Raw genomic sequence first — 13,918 nt, 5'->3', positions numbered from 1 at the left:
ATGCTAATAGCTGATTTATATAAAATTAACGAAGATTCTGTAAGGGATGGTATACAAACTACGACCATTACTTTAAATCCAAAAAATAAGATCTTTAAAGGTCATTTTCCGGGCAATCCAATTACGCCAGGAGTTTGTACTTTGCAAATCATTAAGGAGTTAACAGAAAATAGACTGGATTGTCGCTTGTTTATGAAAAAGACTTCTAATGTGAAGTTTATGGCAGTGATTAATCCAGAAAAAACTCCTGATTTAGTAATAGTGAATGATTTTAAGGATTCTGAAGAAGAGATTAAGGTAAAGAGTACCGTAAAATATGATGATACCACAGCGCTAAAAGTGGTGTTGACTTTTGTTAAATTATAATATATAGAGTATGAAATTTTTAGTATTGTTTATGAGTCTGTTTTTTGTAAATACCAGTACGGTGGATATTACAGAAGTAAGAAATTTATATAGACATGCTAAAGATACAAAAGAGAATACAGATAAGTTTTTTGAAACTACACAGAAAATAAATTTCGAAAATAAACCTGTTTTATCCGCGTATCACGGATGTGCTTTAACTTTAAAAGCATCTTATGCAGACAGAAAACTGGATAAAATTTCCTTTTTTAGAAAAGGTAAAAAGTTAATCGAAACTGCTATTGAGGCCGAACCCAATAATATTGAGCTCAGAATGATAAGATTGAGCGTGCAAACCAGTGCTCCCAAGATCACTAGATATTATAAAGATATAGATGAAGACAAGGATTTTTTGACTAATAATGTGGAAAAAATATCATCTCCTAAATTAAAAAAATTCATCAAGGGCTTTATGTCTACTTCTAAAGCTTTTAACAAATAATCATTATAGTTCTTTTATTATTTTCAGTACAGTAATAATTCAAAATATAATTATACTATTTTTGCAACTGAAAAAATAGCACTGTGACTGAAACTACTTTATATGATACTCGTTTCGAGACACTAAATTGTTGTGTTTTCATACCCACATATAACAATCAGAATACTTTGGATAGAGTTATCCAAGGAGTAATGAAATACACGGATCGTATCATTATAATTAATGATGGTGCTACAGATAATACTTCTCGTATTTTAGAAAATTACCAGAATCAATTTACTATTATAACTTTTCCAGAAAATAAAGGAAAGGGGATGGCGCTTAGAGAAGGGTTTAAGCAAGCGAGTAAATCGGGGTATGATTATATGATTACTATAGATAGTGATGGACAACATTTTCCTAGCGATTTACCACTGTTTTTAGATCAATTAGAGAAACAGGATAAAAACAGTTCTTTGCTGTTAATAGGATCAAGAAATATGGATGATCCTTCAGTGCCAGGGAAAAGCAGTTTTGGGAATAAATTTTCTAATTTTTGGTATTATATAGAGACGGGTATTAAACTGAAAGATACACAGTCTGGATATCGATTGTATCCAATTAAAGAGATTGCTAAGCTTAAACTTTTCACTACAAAATTCGAATTAGAGATAGAAGTAATCGTTAAGTTGGCTTGGAGAAATGTAGAAGTTCGTAATATACCAGTGCAGGTGTTATACGATGAAACCGAAAGAGTATCTCACTTTAGACCATTTAAAGATTTTACACGTATTAGTGTTCTTAATACATGGTTGGTTACTTTGACCTTATTTTTTTATTTACCAAAACGACTTATTAATAGAGTAAAAAAAAAAGGATTTAAACAATATTGGAGAGAAAATGTATTAAGGAGTAATGATCCGCCAATAAAAAAAGCAAGTGCAATAGCTTTGGGTCTTTTTATTGGGATAGCACCTTTATGGGGTTTTCAAACGATTTTAGTCATATCGCTTGCTATCGCTCTTAAATTAAATAGAACTATTGCCTTTTTGTTTTCTAATATTAGTATTCCTCCATTGATTCCTTTTATTATCTATGGTAGTTATCAGATAGGGGCAGTTGCAATGGGTAAAGAAATGGATGCAACTTTAAATATTGAAGATATAAAATCAGGAACCGATGTTTTTAAAAGTTTAGGTCAATATGTCTTAGGAAGTTTTATTTTGGCAACATTAGTTTCATCAATTTCAGGAGTCATTGCGTATTTGTATTTTAGCTCTCGGAAATCTAAAAGCAATGCAATAGATGCATAAATTATTTCTCTCATTATATCAATATATAAAACAGAATAGATTAGTTGCTTGGCCAATAATTATAGGCTGTATTACAATATTTGCCTTTCTGGCAAGCCGTATAGGTTTTGAGGAAGATATTACTAGATTAATTCCTAACAGTGATAAATCAGAGGTTACACAAAAAGTTTTAAAAACGGTCTCGTTCTCCGATAAAATTGTAGTCAATATTGCTAACAAAGGGGATAATCCTGATGATCTTACAGAATACGCTACTACCTTTATTGATTCTATAAACACGCATCTTTCTAAATATGTAAAAAAAATACAAGGCAAAGTAGGGGATGATAATGTGATGGAATTATACGATTTTGTATACGATCACCTTCCCTTTTTTCTTACTAAAGATGATTATGACAATTTAGATAAAAAGGTTAACCCAGATTCTATTGCTAGGGTTATAGAGAGTAATTATAAATCTGTGATTTCTCCAGCAGGTGTTGTTACTAGGAAGTATATTGTGAAAGATCCTTTATCGTTAACACCTATAGGACTCCAAAAGCTTGCACAACTTCAGTTAGGAGATAATTATGATCTATACAATGGTTTTTTAATTACTAAAGACAGGAAAAATTTGTTGTTATTTCTTACTCCTGCTTTAGCAACAAATGAGACAGGAGAGAATACTATTTTTGTAGAGAAGTTAAAAAAAATCACTAACAACCTTAATGAGAAGCATTCCGAAACAACCAATGCTACTTTATTTGGAGCTACGTTGTATGCAGTAGCTAATGCTAAACAGATAAAAGGCGACATACAACTCACAGTTAGTATTGCTATGACGATATTGTTGTTGATACTAATTTTCTTTTATCGTAAGTTAGCAGTACCACTTATTATTTTTGCACCTACTATATTTGGTGCTACTGTAGCTATTGCTTTATTATACTTGATCAAAGGAAAAATTTCCGCCATATCCTTAGGTATAGGTTCTGTTTTGTTGGGAATTACACTGGATTATTCCTTGCATATTCTTACACATTTTAGGAATAATAATAATGTGAAAGAATTGTATAAAGATGTTTCTATGCCCGTAATAATGAGCAGTCTTACTACAGCAGTTGCATTTTTATGTTTAATTTTTGTAAAATCCGAAGCGTTAAATGATCTTGGGATTTTTGCAGCAATAAGTGTAGTTGGGGCATCTGTTTTTGCATTAATTTTTATACCACAGGTATATCGTTTTTCAGAAAGTAAAAAGACAAATAGAAAAACTTTTATAGATAAAATATCTCAAATAGATTTTCATAAAAATAAAGTTTTAATTTCCATTATAAGTATTGTGTTTATTGTCGGATTATTTCTTTTTCATAAAGTTGGTTTTAATACAGATTTGAGCACCATGAATTATCAACCGGAAGAGTTGGTGGCTGCAGAGGAAGACCTGGATAGAATAAACAATAACAAAGCAAAATCAATTTATCTAGTTTCTTATGGTTCTTCATTAAATGAAGCTTTAAACGCAAATAATAAATTATTTGAAACTCTTGATCAAAAGAAATCAAATAATGAATTAATAAACTTTAGCTCCGTTGGAGGAATTGTGTTATCTAAGGAAGCTCAAATAGAGAAAATAGCTCTTTGGAATGAATTTTGGACAAAAAAACGTAAAGATTCTTTAACCAATTTATTAATAGAAAAAGGGAAGGTTCTTGGTTTTAAACCAGAGACATTCACTCAATTTTATACAGCATTAAATAAAGAAATTAACCCAATTGGTTTTAACGAATATCAAAATATTAAAGAACTGTACCTCGATGAATTTGTAACTAGTGAAAAGGATTTTTCTACTGTTGTTTCGGCAATTAAAGTTGATCATCAAAAAGCTGATGAGATTAATGCCTCACTTAATAAGATTCCCAACACCGTAGTTATTGATAGGAAACAGTTGAATGAGAATTTGTTAGGGAATCTAAAGAATGATTTTAATTCATTGATTGGGTATTCCTTAATAGCTGTAGTCCTATTACTGTTGTTGTTTTATAAAGACCCAATGCTTACTTTGGTTACTGCATTACCTATTGCTATTACATGGGTAATCACATTGGGAGTAATGAAAATGCTAGGAATTGATTTTAATATTTTTAATGTAATCATTTCTACATTTATTTTTGGATTGGGTGTAGATTACAGCATTTTTATAACGAACGGACTTATAAAGGAATATACGTATGGGGTTAAGGAACTTTCGACCTATAAAACCTCTATTTTGTTATCCGTAATTACTACTATTTTAGGAGTTGGGGTTTTGATCTTTGCAAAACATCCTGCTTTACGTTCTATATCTACGGTATCCTTAATTGGTATTCTATCGGCAGTGTTGGTTTCATTTACTATCCAGCCAATGTTATTTAGAGCGTTTATTACTAATCGAGCAAGAAAAGGATTAACTCCGCTTAGAATTCGTCAAACATTATGGTCAATATTTAGTTTTGGGTATTTTATTATTGGCGGATTTATAGTTTCTGTAGTGAGTAGCCTTATTATTCCGTGGTTTCCGGTGAGCAAGAAAAAGAAAATGGCTGTTTTTCATAAAGTGGTTTCTAAGTTAATGGGATCTGTATTATATTCTAATCCTTTTGTAAAAAAACGTATATATAACCCGGAAAACGAAGATTTTAGTAAGCAATGTATTATTATAGCAAACCATTCATCTTTCTTAGATATCATTTCTATTGGGATGTTATACCCTAAGTTGATCTATTTAGTGAAAGATTGGGTTTATGATAATCCAGTTTTTGGTAGGGCTGCAAAATTAGCTGGATTTTACCCAGTTTCTTCTGGTATAGAAGGAGGGGTTGAACACTTAAGAGAAAAAGTCAAACAAGGATATTCTTTAATTGCATTTCCCGAAGGAAGCAGAACAGAAACCGCTAAAATGAGTAGATTTCATAAAGGATCCTTCTATCTAGCTCAAGAGCTAAATTTAGATATACTACCAGTTGTTATTCATGGCAATTCACAGGTTTCTCCTAAGGGTGATTTTATTATTCACGATGGAGCTATTCAATTAAAAATATTACCAAGAATTCAATTAGATAATAAAGAGTTTGGAGATGGGTATACAGACAGAACTAAAAAAATAAGTTCGTATTTTAAAGAGCAATATGCCACTTTACAAAATGATCTGGAAGGAATCGACTATTATAAAAAAGCATTATTAAATAACTATAGATACAAGAGTTGTTTTGGAGAAGTAAAAATTGATTACTTAGCAAATAAGGAACAATATTATAAAACAGCGAGTTTTATAGAGCAAAAAGATCGTGTGATTTGTTATAGTGATGATTATGGTCAATTTCTTTTACACCTAGCTTTTAAAAGGCCGTATGCTAAATTAGAAGGAATTTTAACTAAACCTCAGAAATTGAGTGTGGCAAAAAACTGTTATACAACGGTTAGGAATAAAATAGAATTTGTGGCTGATGAAGATTTGACATCGACAAAATTTGATGTACTTTTGTTACATACAACTACACCATTACAACCACAACATTTAAAGAATTTAGTGTCAGAGGATATTACAAGAATTATTGTTACCTCTGAAGATAATTTGTTTTTCGAATCATTGAAAACTACATTTAAGGTAGTTGTTCAAGAGTTTGGATTAACAGTTTTGAATAGAATATAGCACATGCAAGAAAAATTTGATGTCATTATCATTGGGAGTGGATTAGGTGGATTGGTTTCTGCAAACATTCTTGCTAAAGAAGGTAAGAAAGTATGTGTATTAGAAAAGAACAATCAATTCGGAGGAAACTTACAGACTTTTGTTAGAGATAAAAGTATTTTCGATACAGGAATTCATTATATAGGCGGTTTAGATAAAGGCCAGAATCTATATCAGTATTTTAAGTATTTAGATATTATGGATGATCTAAAACTTAAAAGAATGGATATCGATGCGTATGACGTCATTACTTTTGATGATGACGAATTTGAATACCCACATGCACAGGGATATGATAATTTTGTAAAACAGCTAGTAAAGTTTTTTCCAGAAGAAGAAAAAGGGATTCAAGAGTATGTAGATAAGGTAAAAGATACTTGTTATAGATTTCCATTGTATAATTTAAATGAAGGAGATCGATATTATGGAGAGGACCTATTAACACTAAAGGCCAAGGATTATATAAATAGTATTATTAAAGATCCTAAATTAAGAGCTGTACTCGCTGGTTCTAATTTGCTATATGCAGGAAACCCAGAAAAAACACCATTTTATGTTCATGCATTATCCGTTAATTCATATATGGAAAGTGCTTGGAGATGTATTCAGGGAGGAAGTCAGATTGCTAAGTTATTAGTAAAAAGATTTAGAGCACTTGGAGGTAAAATTTACAAATACCAAGAAGTAAATAAATTTAATTTCGAAGAAGATCAATTAGTTTCTGTATCCACTACCAAAGGAGATACTTTTTATGCAGATAATTTTGTCTCTAATGTAGATCCAAAACTTACATTACAGATTGTTGGTAAAGAAAGATTTAGAAAATTATATTATAAGAGAATTCAGAATACAGAAAGTATAATTTCTTCTTTCAGTTTATATATAGTTTTCGAAAAAGGAACATTTCCTTATATCAATAAAAACTACTACCATACTAAAACATTTGATCAAGTATGGACCACTCAGGATTATGCCGAAGAGAATTGGCCAGAAGCATATATGTTTACGACCAATGAAGATCTCAAAAACCCAGGTTATGCAGAAAATTTGACTTCAATTGCTTATATGCGATTCGATGAAATGGAACCTTGGAGTCATACCTTTAATACAGTTGCAGAAAAGAATGATAGAGGAGAAGATTATGAAGCATTTAAGCAACGTAAAATTGAAGCTTATTTAAAAGAAATAGAAAAAAAATATCCAAATATTAGATCTTGTATTAAATCTGTTCATACTTCTACACCACTTTCTTATAGAGATTATATAGGCTGTTATGAGGGTTCTATGTATGGTTTTGTAAAGGATGCAGATAATCCAATGAAATCATTTTTATCACCAAGAACTAGGATTCCTAATTTGTTATTTACTGGTCAAGGATTAAATATGCACGGAGTACTAGGAGTAACGATAAGCGCAGTAGTTACTTGTGGAGAATTAGTGGGTAAAGAACATTTATTACAAAGAATAAAAGATACTTTGGCAGAAAAAGAACTATCCGAGTCATAATGAAAAATATTTGTTATCATATTTTCTTTATATCTATTGTCATCTTGTTTTCTTCCTGTGGTGTTAAGAAATCATTGGCTGCAAAACCAGATATTTCTGGAATAGAAAATGTAGATACTACTCGGATAAAACACAGTGAAACTTTTTTTACATTAAACAATAATCTGCTTAGAAAGAATAAACAAGGATTATGGGAAATGTATTTAGAAGGTAAGCCACTCGAACGAGGAGTGGCAGCTGGAAGTTTGAGTCGAGAATTGATTAAAATTCAAGAAGATGCTTTTATTGGAAAAATAACGGAATTGATTCCTTCAGAAAGTTACCTTAAATTCTTGAGTAAAATTGTAGCTTGGTATAATCGAAAGTTACATTTAAATGTTCCAGAAGAGTACAAAACAGAAATTTATGGAGTTTCCAGATATGCATCGAATGATTATAATGATTTTGCGGAACCTTATGTAAGAATGTTATATGCGCACGGAGCACATGATATTGGGCACGCATTACAAGATTTGATGTTAGTCGGTTGTACGTCTTTTGCCGCTTGGGATGACAAAACAGTTGATGGAAAATTGTTAATAGGACGTAATTTTGATTTCTATGCGGGAGATGACTTTTCTAAAGAAAAATTAGTGACTTTTATGAACCCTTCTGAGGGTTATAAATTTATGACTTATGGATGGGCCGGAATGATGGGAGCACTATCAGGAATGAATGAAGAAGGACTAACGGTTACTATTAATGCAGGTAAATCTAAAATTCCATTGATAGCAAAGACCCCAATATCGATTCTAACAAGAGAGATTTTACAATATGCGTCTACTATCGATGAAGCTATCGAAATAGCAAAGAAAAGAGAAGTGTTTGTTTCAGAATCTATTATGATTGGTAGTGCTAAGGATAAAAGGGCCGCACTGATAGAAGTTTCTCCTGATAATTTTGGAGTGTATAAGGTACCAAATACAAACCAATTGATTTGTTCTAATCATTTTCAGAGTGATTCTTATACACAAGATAAACGCAATCAAAAAGCTATAGAAGAGAGCCATTCTTTTTATAGATATCAGCGAATGACAGAGTTACTATTCGAAAATGATAAGTTAACTCCAGAAAAAGCAGTAGCAATATTGAGAAATAGAGATGGTCTCGATGACAAATTGATAGGATACGGTAATGAAAAAGCATTGAACCAGATGCTAGCACACCACGGTATTGTTTTTCAACCTGAAGAACGTAAAGTATGGGTTTCTACTAATCCATATCAGATGGGAGAATTTGTAGCCTATGATCTTGATGATGTTTTTGGAAGAATGAAACAACAAAAAGAAGAAATAGTGATTGCTACAGAATCTTTAAATGTTCCCGAAGATCAGTTTATTTATACTAAAACATATGCCAATTATGAAGCTTTTAGAATATTAAGTAGAAAAATTGAAAGCGCTATTAATAATGAAGAAAAGATTTCAGAGGACGAACTTTTAAAATTTCAAAGTTTAAACTCTAATTATTGGGCGACGTATTATATACTAGGAGAATATTATTATGTGCAAAAAGAATATAAGAAAGCTTTGATAGCTTTTAAACAAGCACAGAAAAGAGAGGTAACTACAGTTCCTGATGTAAAGAATATAGAGAAATACATTAGGAAGTGTGAACGAAAAATATAAGTTAATGACTCAACATATAGAACAATCTACACCAGCGGAAATATCGAATCTTCAGAATGAAAAACTTCTAGAGTTAATCGATTTTGTTATTCAATATTCTCCGTATTATAAAAGATTGTTTGCTAATCTGGGTATTTCTAAAGAAGATATCCAAACCGTTGATGATCTTAAAAAACTTCCTATTACTACCAAGGACGATTTACAGGCATATAACGATGATTTTTTATGTGTTCCTAAATCAGAAATTGTAGATTATGTGACTACTTCTGGAACCTTAGGGAAGCCGGTTACGTTTGCACTAACGGAGAAAGATCTACAAAGATTAGCGTATAATGAAGCAACTTCTTTCGAAACAGCAGGAGTAACCAAAACAGATGTGGTGCAGTTGACTACTACTTTGGACAGAAGATTTATGGCGGGTCTTGCATACTTTTTGGGAACCAGAAAGTTAGGAGCAGCAATGGTTCGTGTGGGATCAGGAATTCCAGAATTACAATGGGATTCTATAGAGCGTTTTCAGTCTACCTATTTAGTGGTAGTACCTTCTTTTTTACTAAAGTTAATTTCCTATGCGGAAGCCCACGGGATTGATTATCAAAATTCTTCGGTTAAAGCTGCGATTTGTATCGGAGAACCTTTAAGAGATCAGGATTTTAATTTAAATACTTTAGGCAGTAAGATTAAGGAGAAGTGGGATATAGATCTATATTCTACTTATGCATCTACAGAAATGAGTACTGCATTTACAGAATGTGCAGAACATAGAGGAGGACATCATCGCCCAGAATTGATTATCGCAGAGATTTTAGATGAAGATGGTAATGCAGTAGAAGAAGGTGAAGTAGGAGAGTTAGCGATTACTACCTTAGGTATTGAAGCGATGCCTTTATTACGATATACTACTGGTGATATGGTACAAGCACATCATGAGCCTTGTAAATGTGGTAGAACAACCATGCGTTTAAGTCCAGTTTTGGGTAGAAAGAAGCATATGATTAAGTATAAAGGGACTACTTTATATCCGCAAAGTGTGATCGAGGTACTCACAAGTTTTGAAGGATTGGGAATGTATATAATTGAAGTAGTTATTGGCGACTTAGGAACCGATAAATTATTGATTCATATTTCAGATTCTCTAAGTGCTTTACGACAAAAAGAGTTAAAAGAACATTTACGAGCAAACCTTAGAGTAGTACCAGATCTGGTATTGAACTCTAAAGAAGCATTAAAAGCTAAAAAATTCCCAGAGATGAGTCGTAAACCAATTTCTTTTATAGATTCTAGAGAAACTACCCATAGTTCCTGAAAGTTATTGTTATTTATTTGATTTTCAGTTAAAAGAAGGGTTTTGTTATATGAAGTAAATAATTTTTTCATATTTACTACACGATTTAAGTTGTATTTATTATAAATTTAGGGACATTTAATTTAAATCTATTTTATTAGAATTATCTGCTAAAAGATTTTTGTTAGATGTTTATTTACATACCCATACTCCATATTTTGTAAGCTTATTTTAATCATATTACTAATTTAAAAGGAAAACAAAAATGAATCCTGATTTACAAAACACAGTAACACTTGAAACTGCAAAAGAATGGACAACCGCTTGGAGAGAAAAATACCAAGATCCTAAAAATCCACAAGTAAACCCGTGTAATGCTTTTTTAATGCCTGCAGTCGATTTGATAGAGGTTCTAAACGAAATGGGATTGCTAAGTGATAAAGTAGCAAAAAAAGCGCAGCAAAAGGCTTGTCTTAACGGTAAGAAAGTAAGAGCATATATGGCAATTGGTAATGATAGTCCAGATGAAACTCCTGAAGAAAAGTTATTAGTAGTGGGAACTAAGTACAATCGAAAAACAAGAGTATATCAAGATATCATTAATGAAGAAATTGATGGGGATAAAGTGAAATTAAACTTTTTTGGAGATCCTATTATTAGCAGTGGAATATATGATTTCACGAATCCTTGCCCTCCAGAATGTGATGTTAATAGCCCACTTAACTAATTGTTATTACTAATTTAAATTAAATAAAAAATGAATTCAAATAACGAAAACACAATCCCTAAAGATACTGGTGCGCAATGGACAGCAAATTGGAGATCTCAACATCCTAATACTGTAAATGCTTTTTTGATACCTGCTGTAGATTTTGTAGAAGTATTAAATGAAATTGGTGTATTAGATGATGCTACGGCTACTCAAGCTCAAGCGAATGCTAATAATCTGAATTCTAAAATAAGAGGATATTTAGCGATTGATGATAGTAATACAGAAAAAATAATTTTTGTAGGAACAGAAAATGTAGATGGAGTTAACAGAGATATTATTGATGGTACTATTGATGGTATTACTCCGACTACGTTAAAATCATCGGCATCAGATCCCTCGACGAGTGGAGTGTATGATTTCACAAATCCTTGTCCTCCTGAATGCGATTCTAATAGTCCTTTGAATTAATGTTATAAATTGAATACTAATTATTTTTTATATTTTAGCGTAGCGACAATATTTCTATTGATATTGAACGCATATTTTTATTTTAAAGGCTTTATTGAAAACAATAAAGCCTTTAAAATATTTACTATTTATTTGTTTTTAACTTGTGTTATTCAACTAATAACACTTTATGTTGGTAAATTTTTGCATAAACCCAATTTATTTCTATCACATTTTTATTTAGTTGTACAATTTATTTTTCTTTCTATTTTTTATAAAGAACTTTTAAAAAATAAGTGGATAACTTATTTAATAATACCGTTTCTTGGTTTTTTAACTTATCAATATATAGAGGATCCGAGTCTTTTTTTTAGGTATAATGCGATTGGTATTTCCATAACTCAGGGTGTGTTAATTATATATTCCATAATCTATTTATATAGATGTTTACAGGGACAAAACCTATTTTTAATTATAAATGTAGGATTGTTTTTGTATTTGATTTCCAGTACTTTAATATTTGCATCGGGTAATTTGATTTTTAATTTGGATATTTCTGAGTCAATGAACTATTTATTGATTAATACAAATCGTATATTATACTTTTTATTTCAAATCCTAATCTTTATTGAATGGAGAAAGAATTACTACAAGAAGATTCACAGATTATAGTGGTTATTTTGATAGCGATTATGGTATTATTATTAATGGCGGTGTCATTAGTGCTTTTCTTTTTCTTTTCTCGTAAAAAAATCGTTGCTGCAGAGCTAGAAAAAGCCAATATGGCAATCTCTTATCAAAGAGATTTAATCCACGGTACTATAGAAACCCAAGAAGAAGAACGTAAGCGCATTGCACAGGACTTGCATGACGCTATTAGTGCCAAACTAAATGTGGTTAGCCTTAGTACCAATGTCTTAATAGATGGTAAATTAAATAAAGAAGAACAGGAGCAAACATTACAACATATATTATCAGTTACTACAAAAACTTTAGAAAGTTCAAGAAGATTGGCGCATAATTTATTACCTCCAATCTTAGAAAATTTTGGATTGCAAGCTGCTATAGAAGAACTTTGTGATGAATTTATCAGCAGCAAAAAATTAAAAGTAAATTACACTGTTGTATACCATGATTTTTTTTCTAAAAACAATGAATTGCATATTTTCAGGATTATTCAGGAGTTATTAAATAATTCAGTTCGACACGGTGAGGCGGCTAATGTAGTTTTAAATATTAATGAAGACGATAAAGAACTAATTATAGAATACTCTGATGATGGGAAAGGATTTGATATACAATCCATAAATATAAACAAGGGAATTGGACTTAAGAATATAGAAAGTAGAGTAGAAATACTCAATGGGATACTTTCTTACCAGAGTGAAATCGGTAATGGAGCAATGTTTACTATTAGCACTAAAAAACCTAAGAAATGAAGAAAGACATTATAAAATTGGCTATTGCTGATGACGAAACATTATTTAGACAAGGGATTACTTTTATTCTGGATAAAGAGAATAATATAGAAATTTGCATACAAGCAGAAAATGGTAATGATTTAGTAAAACAATTAAATCTTTCCAAAGAATTACCAGAGGTCATTTTGATGGATTTAAAAATGCCCGATCTTAATGGAGTAGAAACAACTAAAATTGTTAAAAAGAAATTCCCGGAAATTAAGATCATCGCGCTAACAAGTTATTATAGCAAGCCATTTATCATTAACATGATACAACAGGGAGCTGTTGCTTACCTTGCCAAAAATGCAACACCTACAGAAGTTATAAATACTATAAATCAAGTGGCTATTAAAGGATTCTATTATGATGATAATGTAATGAGCATTTTAGAAGAAGCTTCTTTAAAATCAAAAAAGAAAACCAGAGATAGTGAGTATTTGACCAGCAGAGAAAGGGAAGTTCTAAAGTTGATATGTGAGCAGAAAACAACTACAGAAATTGCAGAACAGTTGTTTATTAGCCCACGAACGGTAGAAGGACATCGTAATAATTTATTAGTAAAAACAGGATCTAAGAATATTGCTGGTTTGGTAATTCATGCAATAGAGAATCAAATATTTGTGAGAAATCAACAAATCTAAAAATGTTTTTTTGATATCAATTTTATAAAAACAATCGAAAATATTGCCAAATTAAATAACATTTAAATTTTATTTTAACATATTTTTTTGTTAATAAGACCTGTTAAAGGTTAAAACCCGTTAAAGCACTTGACAAAATCGCTACAGGGCATATATTAAAAGTGTTGATTAATTAATCAGCATACAAGGATAGAAAGTAGTGAACTTTTATTCTTTAGAATTTGAAATCTTAAAAAGTTATTGAATATTTTGCGTGTAGCAATATATTCCAGTTACTAACAGAATACGTTAGTCACTTTCTTAGTAAGTTCTATTACAGATTAACTTTTTTCAGACAACATTTTAAAAT

General features: G+C 31.0%; 11 protein-coding genes. All 11 read left to right on the top strand.

All coding sequences use genetic code 11. The features are described 5' to 3' along the window. The 11 genes from H526_RS0109230 (at position 1) to H526_RS0109175 (ending at position 13,569) form a co-directional block, all read left to right on the top strand. Positions 1-366 carry an ApeI family dehydratase gene (locus tag H526_RS0109230; protein ID WP_027392740.1) on the top strand — a complete coding sequence of 122 codons (366 nt, stop codon included), beginning with the start codon at positions 1-3 and terminating at the stop codon, positions 364-366. A 10-nt stretch (positions 367-376) separates the two neighbouring features. Beyond that, positions 377-847, top strand: coding sequence for a hypothetical protein (locus tag H526_RS0109225; protein ID WP_027392739.1), 471 nt, complete (start codon positions 377-379; stop codon positions 845-847). Positions 848-930: 83 nt separating this feature from the next. After that, positions 931-2,139: a DUF2062 domain-containing protein gene (locus tag H526_RS28750; RefSeq protein ID WP_035085068.1), complete on the top strand. Its 1,209-nt coding sequence runs from the start codon at positions 931-933 to the stop codon at positions 2,137-2,139. Then, complete coding sequence (locus tag H526_RS0109215) at positions 2,132-5,809, top strand: MMPL family transporter (RefSeq protein ID WP_027392738.1); 3,678 nt, start codon at positions 2,132-2,134, stop codon at positions 5,807-5,809. Before H526_RS28750 ends, H526_RS0109215 begins: the two co-directional genes overlap by 8 nt. A 3-nt stretch (positions 5,810-5,812) precedes the next feature. Beyond that, positions 5,813-7,354 carry a phytoene desaturase family protein gene (locus H526_RS0109210; protein ID WP_027392737.1) on the top strand — a complete coding sequence of 514 codons (1,542 nt, stop codon included), beginning with the start codon at positions 5,813-5,815 and terminating at the stop codon, positions 7,352-7,354. After that, positions 7,354-9,021: an acyl-CoA--6-aminopenicillanic acid acyl-transferase gene (locus H526_RS0109205; RefSeq protein ID WP_027392736.1), complete on the top strand. Its 1,668-nt coding sequence runs from the start codon at positions 7,354-7,356 to the stop codon at positions 9,019-9,021. Before H526_RS0109210 ends, H526_RS0109205 begins: the two co-directional genes overlap by 1 nt. 4 nt (positions 9,022-9,025) lie before the next feature. After that, positions 9,026-10,327 (top strand): flexirubin biosynthesis putative acyl-CoA ligase FlxY, encoded by a 1,302-nt coding sequence (flxY, locus tag H526_RS0109200; protein WP_027392735.1) that lies wholly within the window; start codon positions 9,026-9,028, stop codon positions 10,325-10,327. A 244-nt stretch (positions 10,328-10,571) separates the two neighbouring features. Then, positions 10,572-11,033: a hypothetical protein gene (locus H526_RS0109195; RefSeq protein ID WP_027392734.1), complete on the top strand. Its 462-nt coding sequence runs from the start codon at positions 10,572-10,574 to the stop codon at positions 11,031-11,033. Positions 11,034-11,063: 30 nt separating this feature from the next. After that, a complete protein-coding gene (locus tag H526_RS0109190) occupies positions 11,064-11,486 on the top strand; it encodes a hypothetical protein (RefSeq protein ID WP_027392733.1) in 423 nt (140 codons plus the stop codon). A gap of 611 nt (positions 11,487-12,097) precedes the next feature. Continuing rightward, complete coding sequence (locus H526_RS0109180; protein ID WP_027392731.1) at positions 12,098-12,904, top strand: sensor histidine kinase; 807 nt, start codon at positions 12,098-12,100, stop codon at positions 12,902-12,904. Further along, positions 12,901-13,569, top strand: coding sequence for a response regulator transcription factor (locus H526_RS0109175; protein ID WP_027392730.1), 669 nt, complete (start codon positions 12,901-12,903; stop codon positions 13,567-13,569). The genes H526_RS0109180 and H526_RS0109175 overlap by 4 nt, the downstream gene beginning before the upstream one ends. The last annotated feature ends 349 nt before the right edge of the window (positions 13,570-13,918 follow it).

The organism is Aquimarina latercula DSM 2041 (assembly GCF_000430645.1).
In the GTDB taxonomy this organism is placed as follows: domain Bacteria; phylum Bacteroidota; class Bacteroidia; order Flavobacteriales; family Flavobacteriaceae; genus Aquimarina; species Aquimarina latercula.
The sequence above is the reverse complement of the archived record's forward strand: the minus strand, read 5'-3'. Positions and strand labels throughout refer to the sequence as shown.